The 20,810-nt window shown below is 72.2% G+C and carries 17 protein-coding genes; 7 read left to right on the forward strand and 10 right to left on the reverse strand.

Annotated features, from left to right (window positions below; genetic code table 11):
• Positions 1-33: 33 nt before the first annotated feature.
• The 8 genes from AB0C12_RS26400 to AB0C12_RS26435 form a co-directional block, all read right to left on the reverse strand.
• A complete protein-coding gene (locus tag AB0C12_RS26400; protein WP_360552340.1) occupies positions 34-1,272 on the reverse strand; it encodes a cellulose binding domain-containing protein in 1,239 nt (412 codons plus the stop codon).
• Positions 1,273-1,298: 26 nt separating this feature from the next.
• Complete coding sequence (locus AB0C12_RS26405) at positions 1,299-2,687, reverse strand: cellulose binding domain-containing protein (RefSeq protein ID WP_360552342.1); 1,389 nt, start codon at positions 2,685-2,687, stop codon at positions 1,299-1,301.
• 93 nt (positions 2,688-2,780) lie between these two features.
• Positions 2,781-3,062, reverse strand: a complete 282-nt coding sequence (locus AB0C12_RS26410; RefSeq protein ID WP_360552344.1) for a hypothetical protein — start codon at positions 3,060-3,062, stop codon at positions 2,781-2,783.
• A 111-nt stretch (positions 3,063-3,173) separates the two neighbouring features.
• Complete coding sequence (locus tag AB0C12_RS26415) at positions 3,174-5,555, reverse strand: phosphoketolase family protein (protein ID WP_360552851.1); 2,382 nt, start codon at positions 5,553-5,555, stop codon at positions 3,174-3,176.
• Between the two features lie 181 nt (positions 5,556-5,736).
• On the reverse strand, positions 5,737-6,375 hold the full coding sequence (locus AB0C12_RS26420) for an SRPBCC family protein (RefSeq protein WP_360552346.1): 639 nt from the start codon (positions 6,373-6,375) through the stop codon (positions 5,737-5,739).
• Positions 6,376-6,460: 85 nt separating this feature from the next.
• Positions 6,461-7,102: a response regulator transcription factor gene (locus AB0C12_RS26425; RefSeq protein ID WP_360552348.1), complete on the reverse strand. Its 642-nt coding sequence runs from the start codon at positions 7,100-7,102 to the stop codon at positions 6,461-6,463.
• An 86-nt stretch (positions 7,103-7,188) separates the two neighbouring features.
• Complete coding sequence (locus tag AB0C12_RS26430) at positions 7,189-7,740, reverse strand: sigma-70 family RNA polymerase sigma factor (protein ID WP_360552350.1); 552 nt, start codon at positions 7,738-7,740, stop codon at positions 7,189-7,191.
• A gap of 82 nt (positions 7,741-7,822) precedes the next feature.
• The gene (locus AB0C12_RS26435) at positions 7,823-8,857 is read right to left on the reverse strand and encodes an FAD-dependent monooxygenase (protein WP_360552352.1); all 1,035 of its coding nucleotides are present in this window, start codon (positions 8,855-8,857) and stop codon (positions 7,823-7,825) included.
• Between the two features lie 54 nt (positions 8,858-8,911).
• Here AB0C12_RS26435 and AB0C12_RS26440 point away from each other — a divergent pair, with 54 nt between their 5' ends.
• The 3 genes from AB0C12_RS26440 (at position 8,912) to AB0C12_RS26450 (ending at position 11,244) form a co-directional block, all read left to right on the forward strand.
• The gene (locus tag AB0C12_RS26440; RefSeq protein WP_360552354.1) at positions 8,912-9,412 is read left to right on the forward strand and encodes a hypothetical protein; all 501 of its coding nucleotides are present in this window, start codon (positions 8,912-8,914) and stop codon (positions 9,410-9,412) included.
• Positions 9,412-10,533 carry an MAB_1171c family putative transporter gene (locus AB0C12_RS26445; RefSeq protein ID WP_360552356.1) on the forward strand — a complete coding sequence of 374 codons (1,122 nt, stop codon included), beginning with the start codon at positions 9,412-9,414 and terminating at the stop codon, positions 10,531-10,533. The genes AB0C12_RS26440 and AB0C12_RS26445 overlap by 1 nt, the downstream gene beginning before the upstream one ends.
• Before the next feature lie 222 nt (positions 10,534-10,755).
• The gene (locus tag AB0C12_RS26450) at positions 10,756-11,244 is read left to right on the forward strand and encodes a hypothetical protein (protein ID WP_360552852.1); all 489 of its coding nucleotides are present in this window, start codon (positions 10,756-10,758) and stop codon (positions 11,242-11,244) included.
• 111 nt (positions 11,245-11,355) lie between these two features.
• Here the strand turns inward: AB0C12_RS26450 and AB0C12_RS26455 are convergent, their stop codons facing one another.
• A complete protein-coding gene (locus AB0C12_RS26455) occupies positions 11,356-12,729 on the reverse strand; it encodes a glycoside hydrolase family 43 protein (protein WP_360552358.1) in 1,374 nt (457 codons plus the stop codon).
• Positions 12,730-12,881: 152 nt separating this feature from the next.
• Between AB0C12_RS26455 and AB0C12_RS26460 the strand changes: the two genes are divergently transcribed.
• Positions 12,882-14,066, forward strand: coding sequence for an MFS transporter (locus AB0C12_RS26460; RefSeq protein ID WP_360552360.1), 1,185 nt, complete (start codon positions 12,882-12,884; stop codon positions 14,064-14,066).
• Between the two features lie 18 nt (positions 14,067-14,084).
• On the opposite strand, the gene AB0C12_RS26465 is transcribed toward AB0C12_RS26460, so the two are convergent.
• Complete coding sequence (locus AB0C12_RS26465) at positions 14,085-16,094, reverse strand: FAD-dependent oxidoreductase (RefSeq protein ID WP_360552362.1); 2,010 nt, start codon at positions 16,092-16,094, stop codon at positions 14,085-14,087.
• A gap of 98 nt (positions 16,095-16,192) precedes the next feature.
• Here AB0C12_RS26465 and AB0C12_RS26470 point away from each other — a divergent pair, with 98 nt between their 5' ends.
• The 3 genes from AB0C12_RS26470 to lanKC all read left to right on the forward strand — a co-directional run bounded on the left by AB0C12_RS26470 (position 16,193) and on the right by lanKC (position 20,776).
• Complete coding sequence (locus AB0C12_RS26470; RefSeq protein WP_360552364.1) at positions 16,193-16,780, forward strand: GNAT family N-acetyltransferase; 588 nt, start codon at positions 16,193-16,195, stop codon at positions 16,778-16,780.
• A gap of 78 nt (positions 16,781-16,858) precedes the next feature.
• Complete coding sequence (locus AB0C12_RS26475; protein ID WP_360552366.1) at positions 16,859-18,058, forward strand: cytochrome P450; 1,200 nt, start codon at positions 16,859-16,861, stop codon at positions 18,056-18,058.
• 129 nt (positions 18,059-18,187) lie between these two features.
• The gene (gene lanKC / locus AB0C12_RS26480) at positions 18,188-20,776 is read left to right on the forward strand and encodes a class III lanthionine synthetase LanKC (protein WP_360552368.1); all 2,589 of its coding nucleotides are present in this window, start codon (positions 18,188-18,190) and stop codon (positions 20,774-20,776) included.
• Positions 20,777-20,810: the final 34 nt, after the last annotated feature.

Consider the following 20,810-nt stretch of genomic DNA (forward strand, 5'->3'; position numbering starts at 1 on the left):
CGACGGCCGGGCCGGGCCGGCCGTCTTCCGCGGTCAGCGCAGGTACGAGGCGAGCGCGATGCCCTGTTCCCGCAGCGCGGCGGTGATCAGGGCGGCAATCTGCCGGGCTCCCGCGGTCTCGAAGTGGGTGTGGTCGTTGCAGAAGAAGGCACCGACCGCGCCGGTGCTGTAGTCGCCGTTGTTCGGGCACAACTTCAGCGAGTTGTACAACGCGACGCTGCGCTGATGCAGGTCGATCAGCGGCACGCCGTTGGCGGTGGCGGCGTTGCGTGTCTCGGTGAGGAAGCCGCGGTTGCCCACGGCGGTGCTGCCGCTGCAGGTGATCGCGGCGACCGGGGTCACGAAGATCGGCGTGGCGCCGCGCGCCTTGGCGGCCTGGGCCATCACGCCGAGCAGTTGCTGGTAGCGGGCGGCGCCGACGTGCCGGGGGCAGGCGGAGTCGCCGTCGTTGATCCCGAACTGGATGACCAGGTAGTCGCCCGCCCGCATCCCGTCGGTGGCATCGAGCATGGTGGTCCACCGCGAGCTGGAGGTGGTCGGGCTGACGATGCACTCGCCGGCGGCGTTCTTGGTGCCGGTGACGTTGCCTTCGTAGAGCCAGGTCTGGATGCTGCGACCGCCGACGGCGCTGTTCTGCACGGTGACGTCGCTGGTGAAGTACGGCGCGAACTGGCTGCCCCAGCCGACCGGGCAAGCGCCGGCGTTCGCCATGGTCGAGTCGCCGGCCATCCAGATCTTGACCCGCGCGGCCGGTGCCGACGGCGAGGCCGGCGGGGTGCTCGGGCCGGTGCAGGGCGTCGGCGACGGCGTGCCGGGGGCCGGCGAAGCGGTGCCGCCGGTCGGTGACGGCGGGCCGGCCGGGCCGGCGCAGACGGTGCCGTTGAAGGTGAACGACGCCGGTACGGGGTTGCTGCCGGTGTGGGTGCCGTTGAAGCCGAAGGTGACCGACGCCCCGGACGCCACCGCGCTGTTGTAGCTCACGCCGGTGGCGGTGACCGCGGTCCCCGCGGTGGTGACGGTGGCGTTCCAGGCCTGGGTGATGCCCTGGCCGGGCGCCGTCGTCCAGCCGAGCGTCCATCCGGTCACCGCGTCGCCGAGGTTGGTGACGGTGACGTCGGCCCCGAATCCCGTACCCCACTGGCTGGTGATCTTGTAGTCGACGCGGCAGGCCGGGGCCGCGGCCGCCTGCGCCGTGGTGAGGCCGACGCTGCCGGCCAGCACGGCCAGGGTCGTGGTGGTCAACAGCGCGAGGCGCCGCCGGGAAAGCGTCATGGAGTGCTCCTGGGGGGACAAGGCCGTCAAGCGGCCGTACATGCCGCGCCGTTGAGGGCGAAGCCGGTCGCGCCGCTCTGCGCGCTGTCGGCGATGAAGCCGAAGCTGGTGGCGCCGCCCACGGGGATCTGTCCGTTCCAGGCGACGTTCAGCGCTCTGGCGCTCGTACCGGACTGGGTGGTGGTGGCGTTCCACGCCTGGGAGATGTTCTGGGCGGTCGGCAACGTCCAGGTCAGCGTCCACCCGTCGACCGGCGCGGTCGACGTGTTGCCGATGGTGACGTCGAACTGCGCGCCGCCGGCCCATTCGCTGGTTCTGACGTACGTGATCGCGCAGGAACCGGTCGGCGGGGGAACCGTCGCCGTCGGCGACGCCGGCGGGGACACCGTCGGGGACGGGGAGGTGCTGGTGCCGATCCTCTCGGCGATGATCGGGGCGAGCCGGGCCGCGATGGCCTGGTGACCGGCGTCGTTGGGGTGCACGTTGTCGCTGAGTCCGCCGGCGGGCACCCAGCCGTCGGTGGGCACGAAGAAGGTGTTGCGATCGCCGGCGGTGGTGACGGTCTGCACGGCCGCCTGGGTCTGCGCGGCGTACCGCTTGGTGAAGGTCTGCAGGGCCAGGATCGCGGCCTGCGGGTACCGGGCGCGGATGTCGCGCAGCAGCTGGGTGTAGACGGTCTGGAACGTGGTGCTGCTGACGCCGTGGCCGACATCGTTGGTGCCGAGGTTGATCACGACGGCGTCGGCCCGGTACCGGGTGAAGTCCCACAGCGGTGACCCGGCCGCGGTGTTGGTCCGCAGGAACCGGTCCGCCATACCGGTGCAGCCGTCGGCGGCGCTGACCAGGCAGGCCCCGCCCTCGGCGATCTGGGTGTGCGCCGCGCCGAGCCGCTCACCGGTCAGCCACCCGTACGCGGTGAGCGCGTTCTGCGACGAGGTGGTGCCGACGGTGATCGAGTCGCCGATGAACTCGACCAGCCGGGCGGGCCGGGGCGGGGCGACCGTGGTGGCGCCGCTGTCGAGCACGAGCCCCTGGAAGACGGCGTCGCCGTGGTACGACCCGGCGACCACGCGGTAGGAGACCCGCAGCGTGTGGTTACCGGCCCGCAGCGGCGTCGGGGTGAGGTTCACCGTGCCGCTGACGTTGCGCAGGTAGACATCGGCGGCGCCGTCGACGCTGTAGTAGAGGTCGATCGCGGCCCGCTGCTTCAGGGCGACCCTGGTGCCCGTGAAGCCGGTGACGAGATAGGCGCCGGCGAAGTGCGGCACGACGGCGGCGGGGTTCGCGGTGTCCCAGCGCCCGTAGAAGGCGATGTTGGGGTCACGCGGTGAGCCGTCGCCCGCGGCCGCCTGCGCCGCGGGGACGGGCAGCAACGCAGCGGCGGAGAGGACAAGAACAATCAGCCACCGTCGCATGGACCGTCTCCTCGCGATTGGGAGCGCTCCCAATCGGGAGGTGGCCTCATCGTCGGTCGTCGATCGATGCTTGTCAATGGAGGATCCGCCGGATCAGTCCTCCCGGGGCACCGTCAGCGGGTGGCGGTCCGCGTCGCGTTCGGCCAGCCGCTGCACCGCCCGCCGGTACTGCGGCCCGGTGATCTCGCCGTCCAGCAGCTGCCGGGCCAGGACGCCCTCCAGCGTCTCCGGCACCGCCGGCACCGGCACCACCTCGGCCTCGGCCGGCTCGGCGGCGCCGTCCTGGTCCGCGTTCCGGACGGCCGACCAGGCGGTCGCCACGACGATGGCCGCCAGCGTGATCGTCAGCAGCACCATGAAGATCATCCTCGTCATCACCTCCCGGCACCATCTTGGATCCGTTCGACCTGACAGACCAGAGCCGAACGTCCCATTGCCCGGAAGGCGGCACCAGCCTGAGCCGATGCCGCCTTCTCGATGACCGGGTCAGCCCTGCTGGGCCCAGTCGCCCAAGGACCAGTCGCGCACCTCCGGCATGTCCTCCAGGTGCTCCACCACGTACGCCTCGTGCCTGGCCAGCTGCTGCTCGCACCAGGTCTTGAGGTCACTGGCGCCGCGCGGCAGCCGCTTGGCGTTGTTGATCGCGTCCATCACCAGGTGGTAGCGCGACGCCTTGTTGCGCACCGTCATGTCGAACGGGGTGGTCGTCGTCCCCTGCTCGATGAAGCCGCGGACCCGGAACCGGTCGGCGTCGGGGCGGCCGTGCACCAGCTGGTGGATGGCGCCCGGGTAGCCGTGGAACGAGAAGACCACATCGACTGTGTCGGTGAACAGCTCGGTGAACATCGTCTCGCTCATGCCGTGCGGGTGGTCCTTCGGGCGTACCAGGGTCATCAGGTCGACCACGTTGACCACCCGGACCTTCAGTCCGGGCAGCTTCTCTTTCAGGATCTGGGCCGCCGCCACGGTCTCCATGGTCACCACGTCGCCGGCGCAGGCCAGCACGATGTCCGGGTCGCTGCGGCCGTCGTCGGTGCCGGCCCACTCCCAGATGCCCGCGCCGCGCGCGCAGTGCTCGATCGCCTCGTCCATGGTGAGGAACTGCAGCTGGGGCTGCTTGTCGATGACGATCAGGTTGATGTAGGAGCGGGACCGGAAGCAGTGGTCGGCCACCGACAGCAGCGTGTTGGCGTCCGGCGGCAGGTAGACCCGGGCCACGTCGCCGCGCTGGGTCAGCACCACCTGGATCAGGCCGGGGCCCTGGTGCGAGAAGCCGTTGTGGTCGTTGCGCCAGGCCGTCGAGGTCAGCAGCACGTTCAGGCTGGGCACCTTGGCCCGCCACGGCAGATTCTTGGCCTCCTGCAGCCACTTGCCGTGCTGGACCGTCTGCGAGGCGCTGACCATCGCGAACGCCTCGTAGGTGGCGAACATGCCGTGCCGGCCGGTCAGCGTGTAGCCCTCCAGCCAGCCGTGGCAGTTGTGCTCGGAGAGCACCTCCATCACCCGGCCGTCCCGGCTGATCTTGACGTCCTCGTCCGTGACGTGCTCCATGAAGCCGCGGTCGGAGACGTCGAAGACGGCCCCGAGGCGGTTGCTGTTCGTCTCGTCCGGGCAGAACAGCCGGAAGCTGTACGGGTTGCGCGCGTAGATGTCGCGCATCAGCTCACCGAGCTTGCGGGTCGACTCGGCGTGCTGCGCGGCCGGACGTGGCACCTCGACGGCGTAGTCCCGGAAGTCGGGCAGGTCCAGTTCCTCGGTGAGCCGGCCGCCGTTGGCGTGCGGGCTGGCGCTCATCCGCAGGTCACCCTCGGGGGCCAGGGCCCGGACGAGCTCGGTCGGGGCGCCGTCGGCGTCGAACAGCTCCTCCGGACGGTACGAGCGCAGCCAGGTGTCCAGGATGGCCAGGTGCTCCGGGTTGTCGCGGACTCCGGAGAGCGGCACCTGGTGCGAGCGCCAGGTGCCCGTCACCTTGACCCCGTCGACCTCGGCCGGGCCGGTCCAGCCCTTGGGCGAGCGCAGGATGATGAGCGGCCAGCGCGGCCGGGTGCCGTCCCACTCGCCGTCGCGGGCCGAACGCTGGATGGCCCGGATCTTGCCCCAGGCCTCGGCCAGGGCGGCGGCGAAGCGGTGGTGCATGCCCGGCAGGTCTTCGCCCTCGACCTCGATGATCTCGTACCCGTGGCCCTGCAGCAGCGCGCGCACCTCGGTCGGGTCCTTGCGGGCCAGCACGGTGGGCCCGGCGATCTTGGCCCCGTTGAGGTGCAGGATCGGCAGGACCGCGCCGTCGCGGGCCGGGTTGATGAAGGAGACGCCCTTCCAGGAGCCTTCGAGGGGGCCGGTCTCGGCCTCGCCGTCACCGACCACGGCGACAGCCAGCAGGTCGGGGTTGTCCATGACGGCGCCGAACGCGTGCACCAGCACGTAGCCCAGCTCACCGCCCTCGTGGATCGAGCCCGGCGTCGTCACCGACACGTGGCTCGGGATGCCGCCCGGGCTGGAGAACTGCCGGAACAGCCGCAGCATGCCGGCCTCGTCCTGGGCGACGTCCGGGTAGATCTCGCTGTAGGTGCCCTCCAGATACCCGGCGGCGACCAGCGCCGGGCCGCCGTGGCCGGGCCCGGCGAGATAGATCGACTGCTGACCGGTACGCCGGATCAGCCGCGACACGTGCGCGTAGATCAGCGACAGGCCCGGGCTGGTCCCCCAGTGCCCGAGCAGCCGCGGCTTGATGTGCTCAGGCGCCAGCGGCTCACGCAGCAGCGGATTGCCACCCAGGTAGATCTGGCCGATGGTCAGATAGTTGTTGGCCCGCCACCAGGCGTCCAGCTGAGCGATCTCCGTGTCGTCCGGAGCGGCGAGGGCGCGCACCAGCTCGTCGTCGCGGGTGCCGGCCTGGTGTTCCGATACGGCGGTCACGGTGTTCCTTCCGTTGACAGCTGACTGGGTCACTTCTCAATCTAGGGGCGCGGAGATCACCGCGCTCAGAGGACGACGGACGTCGTCGGCGGGCCGGCCGGCCCCCGCCGGCGGGACTTTCGGCCCACCACGGTCACGCCGGCACCAGCCCCGGCTCCGGCCGGTCCGCCTCCGCGCGGTCCCGGATGCCGTTCAGCATCTTGCGTTCCATGATCAGGCTGCCCGGCTCCAGCACCACCCGGCTCACCAGCCGGCGAACGGGCGACGCCGTCGGCACGGCGATCCGGTTACGGCTGACCAACCGGGTTCCGCCCCGGTGGGCGGACAGCCCGAAGATCCACACCCAGGTGCCGTCGGCGGAGCGGAAGGCCAGCGTGCGGGGCGCATCGCAGATCTCGACCCGCATGTCCGGGCCGTCCGCGCCCAGCGGCAGCACGTCGCCGACGGTGAGCTGCTGGAACTGCGGCAGGATGCGGTCGGCGCTGTGCATGTCGAGACCGAACAGGTTCTCGATCCAGTCGTAGGTGTAGGCGCCGCCGCGGTGACTGCCCATCTGCACGAGCCAGGGCCAGACGGCGTCCGGCGGCGCGTCGATCGTGACGGCGCGGGTGGAGACGAGATCGGTGCCGGCCAGCAGCTCGTCGCCGGGCATGGCCGCGGCGACCTCTTCCGGCGTGGCGCCGAAGGTCAGATACCACCGCCGGGCCGGTGGTCCGTAGGCGACGGCGGCCAGCAGTGCGGCTCCGGCCAGGCCTTTGACGACGAGGTTCATGGTCCTCCTCCTCCGCTTCTGCCCCGACCGTGCCCCCGCACCGGCCGCCGCCGGTAGGGCCGGCCGGCCCGCCCGTGATGACCCGTCAGTGCGGGTGGTCGCCGAGCAGCTTCGTCGCCAGGACCGCGGCCTGCGTACGCCGCTCCAGGCCCAGTTTCGCCAGCAGGCTCGACACGTAGTTCTTGACGGTCTTCTCGGCCAGGAACATCCGGCCCGCGATCTCCCGGTTGGTCAGCCCCTCCGCCACGAACTCGAGGATCCGCCGCTCCTGATCGGTCAGCGCGGCCAGCTCCCGGGGCTGTTCGACGCCGTGCCGGATGCGTTCGAGGACCCGCTGGGTCACCGCCGGATCGAGCAGCGACTGGCCGGTGGCGACCCGGCGGACCGCGTCGACCAGGTCGGTGCCGCGGATCTGCTTGAGCACGTATCCGGCGGCACCGGCCATGATCGCCGCGAACAGCGCTTCGTCGTCCTCGTACGAGGTCAGGATCAGCCCCTTGATCGACGAGTCCACCGCCCGCACGTCACGGCACACGTCGATGCCGTTGCCGTCGGGCAGCCGCGCGTCCAGCACCATCACGTCCGGCCGCAGCGCCGGGATCCGGCGGGTCGCCTCCTGCGCCAGCCCCGACTCCCCCACCACCTCGATGTCCCCGGCGGCGTGCAGCAGGTCGGCCAGGCCACGGCGGACGACCTCGTGGTCGTCGAGCAGGAAGACACGAATCATGCCTTCTTCCTACCCCGCGCCGGGCTCGGGCCCAAGGGTCGTAGGTCCTGTCGGCGTGGGACCGGTGGCCGCGGCGAGCCGTACGGTCAGGACAGGGCCTCCCGCATGGCGATCCGGGCCCGCCGGGCGCGGGACTTCACGGTGCCTTCCGGCACTCCGAGCAGCAGAGCCGTCTCCCGTACGGACAACCCGTCGAGGACCAGTGACCGCAGCACCACGCGCAGCTCGGCCGGCAGCACCAGCAGGGCCTGCTCCAGCTCCTGGCCGATCCGACCGGCCATGACCTCGTCCTCGGCAGCCGGCGCGGTCGACGCGGTCAGCGGGACCGCCGGCAGCTGGGCCTGCCGGGCCCGCCGGCGGAACGCGTCGACCAGCCGGTTCGCGGCGATCGTCCAGAGCCAGCCCACCGCGCTGCCCTCGGTGGCCGCGCCGGCGAAGCTGCCCGCCGCCCGCCAGACCGCCAGGTACGTCTCCTGGAGCACGTCGGCGACCACGTCCTCGTCGGCGCACCGGCGTCGCAGCCGCGCCGCGAGCCACGGCGAGGTGCGGCGGTACAGCTCGTCGAACGCGGGCCGGTCCCCGGTGGCCGTCCGGCGCACCAGGGTCTCCTCGTCGGCCGCGGCCGGGCTTCGTCTCACACCACGCAAGACGACTCCCAGCTGTCCACGGTTCTGCGCCTGAGGTGACCCCCGTCACTATGCGGCAGAACGAGGGGGATTGTCAGGCGGTCGGCCGGCCCATCCGGGCACTGGCCGCCACCGTCTCCTCGGTCTGCGCGCGGCGCCGCGCCGAGTAGGCGGCGAACGCCGTGGCGGGCTCCGGGTGCTCCCGCAGAGCGGCGGCCAACGCGACGGCGTCCTCGAGCGCCATCGAGGCGCCCTGGGCCGCCGCCGGGGACGCGGCGTGCGCGGCGTCGCCGACCAGCACCATCCGGTCGTTGTGCCAGCTCGGCGTCGTCGGGATGTCGTAGGAGTCGCCGCCCACGACGTCGCCTCCGGTCGCCTCGATGATCGCCGCCGCGGGGGTGGCGTCGTCGCGTACGGCGTCGAGGACGAGCTCGCGCCACTGCGCGGCCGTCGTCCCGGCGGGGCGGCTGTCGCCGGTGAGGCGGGCGAACCACCAGGTGCGCCCGTCGCCGGGAGCGGTGAAACCGAAGAAGGCGCGAGCGCCGAAGACCATGTGGTACGCGTCCGGCGCGCTGCCGGCCGGGTTGCCGTCCGCGTAGCCGTAGACGACGTGCTGGCCGGTGTAGCGCGGGGTCGGCGCCTGCGGGTCGATGAGGCGGCGGGTCGGTGAGTGGATGCCGTCGGCGCCGATCAGGACGTCGCCCCGGGCGTGGGTGCCGTCGGCGAAGCGGGCCTCGACGCCACCGTCGACGGTCGCGGCGTCGATCAGGCGCTTGCCGTGCACCACCGGGATGCCCCGGGAGATCGCCAGGTCCTGGAGCACCCTGTACAGGGCCGCGCGGCTCAGGGTGCGGGCCGTACCCTCGATCGCCCGGTGCTGCAGATGCGCGCCCCCGGCATCGAAGAGCTCCACCGCCGCGGCCGGGTAGGAGGCCGCCATGACGGCCGGGCCGGCGCCGATCGACTCCAGCGCGGCCATCCCGTTGGCCATCACGGTCAGGAACGCGCCGGCGTCGTCCCCGCCGGCCGGGTGTGCCTCGTGGACGCTCGCGGAGATCCCGGCCCGGTGCAGGGCGAGCGCGGTCGCGGCCCCGGCGACGCCGCCGCCGGCGATGAGTACTTTCGTCATGGTCGTTGGATATCCTTCGATGACTTCACCGGCGGCGAGGGGGCGGGCTTCAGGGTGAGCGATCGCAGGCTGCGCAAGCGGTGCCGGACGCTGCTGCGTGAGCTGGATGTGCGGCCGCCCCTGGACGTCCGGGAGCTGTGTGCGCGGCTGGCCCGGCAGCGGGGCCGCCCGATCCGGCTGGTGGACCATCCGATCAAGGTGCCGGGCCCGTTCGGGCTCTGGTTCATGACGGAATCCATGGACGTCATCTTCTACCAACGCGAGACCACGCGTCCGCACCAGGATCACATCATCCTGCATGAGATCGGACACCTCATCGCCGACCATCCCAGCGACGAGGGCGACGACCAGGCCTGGGCGGCGCTCAGCCCGGACGAGCGCCCCGGCGGCAGCACCCGGGCGCTGCGCCGCACCTGCTACGACTCGGCCTACGAGCGGGAGGCGGAGCTGATCGCCACCGTCATCCTGGAGTGGGCCAGCGTTCTCAACCCGCTCTATCCCGCCGGTGCGGAGCGGCTCGGCTCGGCACTGTCGCACCATCAGGGCTGGCTGTAGTGGCGCCCGTCCTGCTCGCTGTCATCGCCGCGGCGCTGTGGATCGGCGTGCTCAACAAGGTCGTCCAGCTCCGGCGCGCGCCGGAGGATCTGCCGCTGCGTGCGGTGGCGGCCTGCGTGGTGTGCGCGACCCTGAGCTTCACGGCCAATCTGCCGCCGCTCGAGCCGCTGCTCGACCGGGCGGGGGCCGGGGTACGCAGCCTCGTGGTCAACGTGGGCACGATGACCGCGGCGTACTTCCTGCTGGCGTTCCTCACGTACTCCATGCGCGGGAGGGCTGCCCGTCGCGCCGTACGCGGGCAGGCCGTGCCGCTGGCGGCCGGGATCTTGATCGCGGTCGTGGCCTGGTCCCTGGCCCCGCCCGCGGTGCGCGCCGACCCCGCCGAGACGGCCAACGGCGCCAACCCGCACGCCACCGTGTTCGTCGTGGCCGTGCTCGGCTACATGGCGTATGCGCACTCGCAGTCGCTGCGCTGGTCGATCGCGTACGTGCGCGCCGCCGGCACCGCCCGGCTGCGCCGCGGTCTGATCATCCTGAGCGTGGCGGTCTGCGCCTTCCTGGTGGCCGACGCCACCAAGTCGGTGCTGGCCCTGCTCCAGGCCTTTGTCGAGCCGGCCCCGGCCGCCGTCCGCGTCCTCACCCTCGGTTACCTGACCGGGGTCGCCACGGGTGCGCTCGCCTTCGTGGTCGGAGTCAGTTACGCGGCGGTTGTCGGCATGCTGGTCTCGGTGCCGCTGTGGCGCGCGCACCGGCGCTACTACCGCCAGCTGGAGCCGCTGTGGACCGCCGTGGATCAGGCGTTCCCGCAGCTCGTGCTGGGTCGGGTGCCCGCCGTCCCGTGGCGCGGCCGGCTCGGCTGGGACAGCAGCCACTACCGCTTCTACCGGCGGGTCGTCGAGATCCGCGACGGGCTGGTGCTGCTGGGGCCGTACTTCGAGATCCCCGCGGACGCCCCGCGCGACGAGCAGCAGTGGGCCGCAGTGATCCGTGCTGCGCTGCGGGCGAGGCAGGCGGAGAGCCCCATCGTGGACGCGGACCCGGTGCTGGTGCCCGGTGGGGACGATCTGGAGAGTGACGCGCGCCGGCTCGCCGGCATCTCGCGGGAGCTGATCATGCGGTGACGTCCCGGGCGCCGCGGCGTGGCGCGGGCCCGGTCTCGGCCGCCCCGTGATCGGTCGGAACGGGCCCGCGTTGTCCACTGTCGGCACGCAAATACTTTGCGACACTATATTTAACGGCTGACACCGGTCAAGGCGGATCCGCGGCCCCGACGGTCAACCGATGACGACAGGCGTGGGAGCCTCGACGACATGTCCGACAGTGCAGGCCGGCCGCCGGCCACAGTGGCAGCCCGGTTGAACGAGCTGTTCGCCACCGTCACCTGGGTCGACGACCGCGGGCGCACCCGCGGGTACTCGACCCCGCAGGTGGCCCGGGCGATCACCGACGACCCGGCCCACGACACCAGCGTCTCGCGTGTGTATCTCGCCACACTGCGCTCGGGGGCCAACACCAACCCGACCGTCGCCGTGCTCAAGGCGATCGCCAAGTTCTTCGACGAGCGGCGCTCGCCCGGCAGCCCGCCGGTCACCGCCTCGTTCCTGCTCGGCGAGCACGGCCCGGCCGACGACGACCCGGAGGCCCGGGAGCTGCGCCGCAAGCTCGCCGACCGGCAGGTCCGCATGATCGCCATGCGGGCGGGCGACATGACCCCGGCGGTACGCCGCCAGGTGCTGCAGATGCTCGACGTCCTGGGCGGTCCGACCGCCCCCGGCACCCCGCCCGCGCCGGAAAAGGTGCGCGCCGAGGACGACACGACCGAAAGTGGATAGTCCACCGGTTAGACAGCGCCGGGCGTTGTCGTTTAAGTTGGTCCCACGGCGCCGTTGCGAGTTCTTCCCCCGTGGAATTCGCAGCGGCGCCTCTTTGTCCTCACCCCCTGGCTAGTAGCCGATGTGGAACGTGGCGTCCTGCTTGTCGGTGCCCGACGAGCTGCCGGTGATCGGGTCGATCCGCAGCACGTAGCCGCTGTGCCGCACGTAGCGGTCCGGGAAGTTGTGCGAGCGCAGTGACGTCCAGCCGGCGTCGGCCCAGCCCGCGACCCGGTGGAAGGTGGCGTCGGCCCGGAAGCCGCTGGTGCCGTCGTTCGCGTCGAGCACCAGCGTGTAGTTCGCGTGCCGCAGGTAGCGGTCGGGATAGTTCACCGACCGCAGCGACACCCCGGCCGGGTCGGCCAGGCCCGGTACCAGCGTCCACAGCTGATCCTGATACGGGTCGAACGGGTACGCGTCGACGCGCCCCACCCCGTCGGCGTGCCGGACGTAGCGGTCCGGGAAGTTGTACGACTTGAGCCGGTTCCAGGACGGCGTGCCCCACGTGCCGGTGAGCCCGGACAGCTCGGCGGCAGTGATCGCGGTGATGCCCAGGTGCTTGGAGTTCAGCGGCTGGGTGTACGCGCGGTCGTTGAGCAGGCTCCACGAGCCACCCGCGACGTCGCCGCTCTGCCAGCAGTAGAACCGGCCGTTCGGGCTCCAGGTGTCGCCCCACATGTACCAGACGTTCGCGCTGTTGGACTTGACGATCTGCGGGGCCTCGACGCCGCGGCCGGGGCCGATCGCGCCGGTGTAGACACTGAAGCTGCCCGGGTTCAGCGAGGTGGACCGGGTGCCCAGCAGCGTGCTGTTGGTGTTGTTCTTGTAGTACATGTAGGTGACACCGCCGACCGTGACGAAGTTGCCGTCGATGGCGTCGTAGCCGGGGTCGAAGAAGACCTGCGGCGCCGAGGCGGTGACGAAGTCGGCGGTGTAGGAGACCATCAGCACGTTGTGCCCGTTGACCACGGCGGAGAAGACCACGGCGTAGCGGCCGCGGGCGGCGTCCCAGAAGGCCTCCGGGGCCCAGGCGTGGGTGGCCAGCGAGTGCACCTTGAGCAGCCGGTAGTTGCGGAAGCTGCGCAGGTCCGAGGAGTCCCAGACGTGCAGGTACTGGCTCTGGTAGGACCAGTTCGTGCCGTTGAGGTCGGTGGCCAGCACGGTGAACGTACCGTCCTGCTTGCGCAGGATGAACGGGTCGCGCAGCCCGCCGCTGCCCGCGGTCGGTGTCGCGACCGGCCGGTTCTGGTTGAGCGGGGTCCAGTCGAGGCCGTCGCTGCTCACCGCCAGGTGCAGGTTGTAGCTTGCGGCGCTCATCGACGGCGACTCGGTGAAGTAGGCCATCGCGTAGCCGGAGTAGGTGGCGGCCTGGGCGGCGGCCGGCCGGACCAAGGCGCCCGCGGCAGCGCTCGCCCCCAGCGCGGACAGCAGAGTACGACGTCTCACGAGCACCTCACAGGAGCGGATGTGACCGGTAACATTGACGTTAACGAATGATTCCGGTCTCGTGGCGCGATTGTCAAGAAGCCCTATCGACGTGCGGGCGCGCACGTGCCAGAGTGTGCGGCCATGGAGATCGTTTCTCGGTCGGCACCCGGATGACAGCTGCGGAACCCTCCGGTGGCACCCGGGCCCGGTGGATCGGCGCGGGCTACGCGGCGCAGGGCCTCGGGTACGCCGCGGTCGTCACCGCGCTGCCGATGTTCAAGGAGCGCCAGGGCCTCGACGACGCCCTGGTGTCGGCGATCCTGCTGCTCGTCGTGGTCGCGGCGGCCGGCGGCTCACTGGTCGCGGACGCGGTCGCCGCCCGGTGGGGCAGCCGCTTCGCCCTGGCCGGCGGGCTGGTGACGATCGGCGTCGCGCTCGGCCTCACCACCTTCCCCACCCCGACGGCTGTGTTCGTGGCCGTCCTCGTCGCGTACGGCGTAGGCCTGGGCACCGTCGACGCCTCGCTGAGCATGCAGGGTGTGCTCGTCCAGGCCCGGCTGGGCCGCAGCGTGATGAACCGGCTCTTCGCCGCGTACACCGCCGCCGCCTTCGTCGCCGCGCTGCTGATGTCGGCCTTCGTGGCGAGCGGGGCCGGCGCCGGCGTGGCCGTGGGCGTCGCGGGCGGGTTCGCCGTCCTGGTGGCGCTGACCGGCTGGCGGGGCTACGAACCCGCGCGCACTGTCATGCCCGACCTGACCGGGCACCGCCACCCGCGCGACGGCAGCCGGCGGGTCGTGCTCATCTGCGGGGCGCTCATCTTCACCGCTTTCCTCGCCGACTCGGCCGTCAGCACCTGGAGCTCGGTGTACCTGCACGACACGCTGCTGGCCGCGGACTCCGTCGCGCCGCTGGGCTACGCGGCGTACCAGATCGCGGTGCTCGTCTCCCGGCTGGTCGGCGACCATGTCGTGCCCCGCACCGGCGTGGTCGCCGCCGCGGGCGCGTCCCTGCTGGTCTGCGCGGTGGGCTGCGGCCTGGTCGTCGCGGTCCCGTCGGTCGCGGTGGCCGTCGCCGGTTTCGCCCTGACCGGCCTCGGGGTGGGCGTGCTGGTGCCGCTGGCGTTCAGCGCCGCCGGGCACGCCGTACCCGGCAACAGCGACGAGGTGATCGCCCGGGTCAACCTGTTCAACTACGGCGGCGCGCTGATCGGCGCGGTCCTGCTCGGCCTGCTGTCCGAGCCGGTCGGGCTGCGGATCGCCTTCCTCGTGCCGGTGCTGGGACTGCTGCTCACCCTGCCGGTGGTCCGGCAGCTGCGGCGGCTCACCGTCGCGGCGCCCTCGCAAGCAGTGCCGTGACAGCCCGGGGGCGCGGCATCAGGCCGGCACGAAGCGTACGGCGTCGGCAACGACGTAGCCGGTGGTCGACTCCGTCCGGATCAGCACACTCCCGGTGCTGCCGGCGGCGAAGGTGAACGTGCCCAGCGACACCCACTGACCACCGGACACCCGCTGGTCGACGGTCCTCGTCGTGGTGCCGCCGCCGTGCACGACGTCGACCGGCACGTTGCCCGCCCGGTTCTCGTGCGCGGTCCACCGCAGGTACACCGCATAGCTGCCGGCGGCGGGCAGGGCCGGCGTGAACCGCAGCCGGTTGACCCCCTTGGCCGTGTTGCCGTCGTGCTCGTAGTCCGGGCCGTGGAAGCCGCCGGTCGCGGTGCTGCGGACCCAGGTGCCGGCCCTGGTCACCCCGGTCGTGGCGGCGTTGTCGACGATGACCTCGCCGGTGCCGGTCAGGGGCCACCGCAGCAGCTGGCCGTCCTGGCGCAGCCGGGCCTCGAGAGCGGGATAGCTCACCTGCTGCACCGGTACCGCCGCGTCGATGGCGAGCACCGCCGCGGTCGCCGCCGACTGGGCCAGGATCATGAAGACCGGTTCCATCCGGATCGAGCCGTACGCGATGTGACTCGCCGCCAGGCACACCGGCACCAGCAGGTTCGCGCACTGCGCCGGGGCCGGCACGATCGAGCGGTAGCTGATCGGGAAGGGTCCCGGCACACCGGTCTGCACGTCGCCCTCGTTGCGGACCGCGCCGCCCACGACGACCCGCTGACAGTTGTGCGAGTCCATGGTGTAACTGGCCAGCCCGACCGGATCACCGGCGCGCGTCGATCCCCGGCAGTCACGTTCGGTCATCACGTAGGCCGACCGCATCCGCCGCGCCTCGCGGACGTAGAGCTGCGGCGGCCACCCACCGGAAGCGGTGAACTCGTCGACCGGCAGCCCCCAGGACGCCGTCGCCGTGCGGACCGGAGCGGGCAGGCCCGGGTCGTTGGCGAGGAACCACATCAGGCCCTGCTGGTACGTCCGGTGCTCAGCGACGATCGCCTCCCGCGCGGCGGGACCGGCGGTGGGGTACGCGTAGTTGCGAGCGATGAAGTCGGTCGAGACCGCGCCGTTGTTGTTGGAGTCCGTCTTGCCGCCGCCGACGCTCTGCGTGGTGAAGAACGGCCCGGCGTGCCCGGCCTCGATGTACCGCCGGAGCAGCTCGTACTCCGCGGGGTCGTAACCGGCCGGCTTGGGGAACGGGACGCGGCCGGCGTCGCGGGTCAGGCACATCCGGAAGTTGTACGCCTGGATCCGGTCGTCGGCGGTGCCGTTCGGCGCCACCGGGCTCGCCGAGATGCCCGGCAGCAGCCCGCTGCCCGGGTTGCCCGCGACCACGTACGGATCGACGGGCCGGTCGAACTGGTGCTGGTCCCGCAGCTGGACGCCGTTGATCGTCTCGCCGTACTCGGTGTTGGCCTCCCGGCCCAGCGTCCAGCTGACCCCGGCCCGGTCCATCAGGTCACCCTCGTAGCCGGCGTCGACGTACATCAGCCCGCGGAACACCTGGCCGTTGCCGGTCACCAGCTCGGTGATCCGGCCCCCCGAGCGGGTCACCGAGCTCAGCCGGGCCCCGAGGTAGACGGGCACCCCGGCCTCGGCCAGCAGGTCGTCCAGCACCGCGCGGGCCACGTGCGGCTCGAAGATGAACCGGGCCGGAGAGGCGGGGGTGACGACCGTGCCGTTGTACTTCGCGTACACCCGGCGGTAGAACTCCCCGGCGATGCCGCCGATGGACTCCTTGACGCCGCTGTCGGTGAAGCCCAGCCCACCGGTGGTCAGACCGCCCAGGTGCAGGCCCGGCTCGACGACCACGGCGGTACGGCCCATCCGCCGGGCCTGGACCGCGGCGACCAGACCCGCCGCCGTCCCGCCGTAGACGACCAAATCGGCCTGCACGGCGGCGGCCGCGAGCGCGGGCAGGGCCGGTGCGGCCGCGGTGACCGCCAGGGTCGCGCCGCCGATCCGCAGGACGTGACGCCGGCTGAGGTGAGCTGACACCCCGTCATCCTCATCAGCCGCCGAGTCCACTGTCAACGGTCGGTGGACGGGCCCGGAATCGCCTCGCGCCGCCCCGGGCGGTGTGTGATCGTGGCGGGATGCCACAACCGATCCTGTGGACCGAGCGGCTGGTGCTCGTCCCCCTGGCCGACCGGCACCTCGACCAGGAGGTCGAGCTCGACTCGGATCCGGAGGTACTGCGCTACATCTTCGGCCGGACGCGGCCGCGCGAGGAGGTCGTCGCCGCCCACGCCGAGCGGATGGCGCTGGGACGCAAGGTGGACGGGCTGGGCTACTGGATGGCGTACCGGTCCCCCGGCGACGAGGACGAGTTCGTCGGGCTCATGATGCTGCCGCCGGCGCACGGGCCGGACCAGCCCGACGACCCGGCCGTCGCCGAGCTCGGCTACCGCCTGCTGCGCCGCTGGTGGCGGCAGGGACTGGCCAGTGAGGCGTCCCGAGCTCTGCTGGCCCACGCGTTCGGGACCGTCGGGCAGACCCGGGTGATCGCCCAGACCATGGCGGTGAACGCCGGGTCGAGAGGCGTGATGGCCGCCGTCGGGATGCGCTACGTGCGCACGTACTTCCCGGTCTGGGACGACCCGCTGCCCGGCGCGGACCGGGGCGAGGTCGAGTACGAGATGACCCGGGAGATGTGGGCGGCCCGCAATACCGATTCCGGGTGACACCGGCCGGCGCCGGACGCCCCTATGCTCGGGGACAACCGGCCCGGTGGGCGGGCCGCCGGGACGAAGGCGGACCCCGTGTCGACACCGGTTCTCGACCTGTACGGCGATGAGTTCCGCTCGCGGCCGCACGAGGTGCTGGCCGCCCTGCGCGAGCAGAGCTGGTGGGCGCAGTCCCCGGTCGGCCCGGCCGTGCTGCGCCACGAGCCGGTGCAGACGTTGCTGGGGATGCGTCAGCTGCGGACCCCCGGGGTGGATTTCCTGGCGCTGCAGGGCATCACCGACGGGCCGCTGGTCGAGACGATGCGCAGCTTCCTGCTCAACGCCGACGGCGAGGACCATCAGCGGCTGCGCCGGCTGGTGAGCAAGGCCTTCACGGTACGGCGGGTGCAGGACTTCCGCCCGAGCGTGCGGGCCTGCGCGGACGAGCTGATCGCCGCCATGGCCGGCACCGACGGGGTGGACTTCGTGGCCGCGTTCGCCGAGCCGTACAGCCTGCGGGTGGTGTGCGAGTTCATCGGCATCCCGGAGGGTGACAGCGCGCGGGTCAACCGGTGGGCGCACGACGTCGGGCTCATCTTCGGCTTCAGCGTGGCCGAGCACGCCGAGCGCATCGAGACCGCCGTGCACAGCCTGAACCTGTTCATCGACGGGCTGATCGAGACGCGCCGCCGCGCACCGGGTGCGGACCTGTTGAGCGCGCTGATCCTCGCCGAGGAGGCCGGGGAACTGCTCGACGACGCCGAGCTGCGCGCCATGGTCATCACGATGCTGTCCGCGGGTCAGGGCACTGTGCAGTTCCAGCTGGCCCAGGCGGTCGACACCTTCATCGCGTACCCGGATCAGTGGAGCCTGCTGGCCGATCGGCCGGACCTGGCCGCGAACGCCGCCGAGGAGGTCGTCCGGTTCTGCCCGTCGGCGCTGCTGGGCGTGCCTCGGATCGCCAAGTCCGACGTGGAGCTGCACGGCACGGTGTTCCCGGCCGGGACGTGCCTGCTGCCGATCACCGGGTCGGCCAACCGCGACAGCGCCGTCTTCGCCCGCGCCGACACCTTCGACATCCGCCGCGAACCTTCCGGGCAGCTCACCTTCGGCGGCGGCATCCACTACTGCCTGGGTGCGGCCCTGGCCCGGGTGGAGCTGCAGGAGGCACTCCCCCGCCTCGCCGCCCACCTGCGCGGCCTGACCGCGGCCGGGGAGGCGGAACGGCTGGCGCCCACCGAGGCCGTCTACGGGCCGACGCGCCTGCCTGTGAGCTATGTGGCCGTCCAAACGTGACGGATGTCAGCAGTTCTCCCTCACGCATCACACCCTGACCTGATGACAGCGCTCACTACGCCGGCTCCCTCCGCCTGACCAGACTGAGAGGCAGGAAAGCACACGGAGCGGTACGAGGGGAGCCGGGCGATGGACAAGCACTACGAACGGTTCTGTGTCACCGATCCGTACTTCTACGACTCCCTGACCAGCGCCCGGCCCGAGGCGACCTGGTTCGCCGCGGCCCGGCGCCCGGTGCCGGAGGGCTGGCAGCGCGAGACCCTCGACGACTGGCTGATCTACGGACCGGCCGGCGGCGAGCTGCCCGAGCAGGGCTGGAAGATCCACATCTCCGCCTGCCTGGACAACGCCGAGCGCATCCTCGATCAGGTCTTCGGCTACTGCCACGACCGCGGCCTGCCGTTCAAGTTCATCCACGGCCGGGCGGCGCTGCTGATGCGCAACGCCAAGTACGCCCGGCGCGGCACCAGCGGCAAGTTCATCACCGTCTACCCGCGCGACGACGCCGAGCTGGAGGTCGTCTGCAAGGAGCTCAGCGAGCGGCTCGACGGCGAGCCGGGCCCGTACATCCTCAGTGACCTGCGGCTGGGCGACGGACCCGTGCACGTGCGCTACGGCGGTTTCGCCGCCCGGTACTGCGTCGCCGACGGCGTGGTCGAGCCGGCCATCGCCGATCCGTCCGGCACGTTGGTGCCCGACCGGCGCGACCCGGTCTTCCGGACCCCGGAGTGGGTGTCGCTGCCACCGTTCCTCGGCGCGCACCTGGCCGCCCGCAACGCCACGACCGTCGTCGACCTGCCGTACACCATCGAGGAGGTCATCCACTTCTCCAACGGCGGCGGCCTCTACCGCGGCACCGACACCCGCACCGGTGAGCCCGTGGTCCTCAAGGAGGCCCGGCCGCACGCCGGCCTCGACGCCGACGGCGTGGACGCGATCGCCCGGCTCGGCCGGGAGCAGGCAGCGCTGGAACGGCTGTCCGACCTCCCGAGCGTGCCCCGGGTGCACGACCGGTTCCGGCTGGGCGAGCACGAGTTCCTGGCCCTGGAACACATCGACGCCAAGCCGCTCAACAAGCTGCTGGTCGACCGCTACCCGTTGATCGACCCGGAGGCGAATGCCGAGGACTACCGCGCGTACACCCGGTGGGCGCTGCACATCTACCGCCAGATCGAGCGGACCGTCGACGCCATCCACGAGCGCGGCCTGGTCTACGGCGACCTACATCTGTTCAACGTGCTGGTGCGCACCGAGGGCCCGGACGCCGACACAGCGGTGCTGATCGACTTCGAGGTCGCCGGCCCGGCCGACGGCTATCGCCGGCCCGGCCTGCGCAACCAGGGCTTCGCGGCCCCCCGCGGGGTCACCGGACCCGACGTCGACCGGTACGCCCTGGCCTGCCTGCGGCTCGCGCTGTTCCTGCCCCTGACCGCGATGCTGCGGCTGGCGCCGGAGAAGGCCCGCGACTTCGCCGCCGTGATCGCCGAGCACTTCGACGTGCCGGAGGAGTTCCTGAGCGAGGCGGTCGCCACCATCACCGCCCGGCCGGCCGGCCCGCACGGCGGCACCCAGCAGCGCTCCGACCCGTCCGGGCCGGCCATGATGCGCCGGCTCACCGACGCCATCGTGGACAGCGCCACCCCACAACGCGACGACCGGCTGTTCCCGGGCGACATCGAGCAGTTCCACTCCGGTGGGCTGAACCTCGCGTACGGCGCCGCCGGGGTGCTGCACGCCCTCGCCGTCACCGGCGCCGGCCCGTTCCCCGGCTTCGAGGAGTGGCTGATCCGGCGGGCCCTGCACCCGCAGTCCGGCTCCCGGCTCGGCCTCTACGACGGGCTGCACGGCGTCGCGTACGTCCTGCACGAGCTGGACCGCCGCCAGGAAGCCCTCGACGTGGTCGAACGCTGTCTCGGCGAGCAGTGGGAGCAGCTCGGCCCCGATCTGATGAGCGGCCTGGCCGGGATCGGCCTCAACCTGCTGCACCTGGCCGAGGCCACCGGCGAGACAACCCTGCACGACGCCGCCCGGCGCGCCACCGACCTGGTCTCCGGACGGCTGGCGCAGATCGCCACCGACGAGCCCCCGGCCGCCGAGCTGGCCGTCAGCGGCGGACGGCAGCCCCGCGCCGGTCTCACCCACGGCTGGACCGGCCCCGCCCTGCTGTTCCTGCGCATGTACGAGCGCACCGGCGACCCCACGCTGCTCGACCGGGCCGTGACCGCGCTGCGCCAGGACCTGCACCGCTGCGTCGTGCGCCCCGACGGCGCGCTGGAGGTCAACGAGGGCTGGCGCACCATGCCGTACCTGGCCCAGGGCAGCGTGGGCATCGGCATCGTCCTCGACCAGGTGCTGGCCCACCGCGCCGACGACGGCCTGGCCCGGGCCGGCGCCGCGATCAGCCTCGCCGCCCGGTCCCCCTTCTACGCCCAGGCCGGCCTGTTCGCCGGACGCGCCGGGATCATCCGCTACCTCGCCGGGCACGACCGTGACGACGAGCGGCTGGCCCTTCAGCTGCGCAACCTCACCTGGCACGCCGTGCCGTTCCGCAGCGGGCTCGCCTTCCCCGGCGACCAGTTGCTGCGGCTGTCGATGGACTTGGCGACCGGATCGGCGGGCGTGCTGCTCGCCCTCGGCGCCGCGGCGCACGAACCCGCCGCGGACCTGCCCTTCCTCACGCCGGCCGCCGGGTCCCCGCGACCGGCCGGCACCCGATGACTTCCGCCCGACCGGGCGGGGAGAAGGCAACACC

This window comes from Actinoplanes sp. NPDC048967 (assembly GCF_040649415.1).
Lineage (GTDB): Bacteria > Actinomycetota > Actinomycetes > Mycobacteriales > Micromonosporaceae > Actinoplanes.

What these genes read in the sequence shown, in the direction of transcription:
- AB0C12_RS26425 (WP_360552348.1), bottom strand. Translation starts at nt 7,102, where the DNA reads ATGATTCGTGTCTTCCTGCTCGACGACCACGAGGTCGTCCGCCGTGGC.
- AB0C12_RS26460 (WP_360552360.1), top strand. Translation starts at nt 12,882, where the DNA reads ATGACAGCTGCGGAACCCTCCGGTGGCACCCGGGCCCGGTGGATCGGC.
- AB0C12_RS26400 (WP_360552340.1), bottom strand. Translation starts at nt 1,272, where the DNA reads ATGACGCTTTCCCGGCGGCGCCTCGCGCTGTTGACCACCACGACCCTG.
- AB0C12_RS26410 (WP_360552344.1), bottom strand. Translation starts at nt 3,062, where the DNA reads ATGACGAGGATGATCTTCATGGTGCTGCTGACGATCACGCTGGCGGCC.
- AB0C12_RS26435 (WP_360552352.1), bottom strand. Translation starts at nt 8,857, where the DNA reads ATGACGAAAGTACTCATCGCCGGCGGCGGCGTCGCCGGGGCCGCGACC.
- AB0C12_RS26470 (WP_360552364.1), top strand. Translation starts at nt 16,193, where the DNA reads ATGCCACAACCGATCCTGTGGACCGAGCGGCTGGTGCTCGTCCCCCTG.
- lanKC (WP_360552368.1), top strand. Translation starts at nt 18,188, where the DNA reads ATGGACAAGCACTACGAACGGTTCTGTGTCACCGATCCGTACTTCTAC.
- AB0C12_RS26420 (WP_360552346.1), bottom strand. Translation starts at nt 6,375, where the DNA reads ATGAACCTCGTCGTCAAAGGCCTGGCCGGAGCCGCACTGCTGGCCGCC.
- AB0C12_RS26405 (WP_360552342.1), bottom strand. Translation starts at nt 2,687, where the DNA reads ATGCGACGGTGGCTGATTGTTCTTGTCCTCTCCGCCGCTGCGTTGCTG.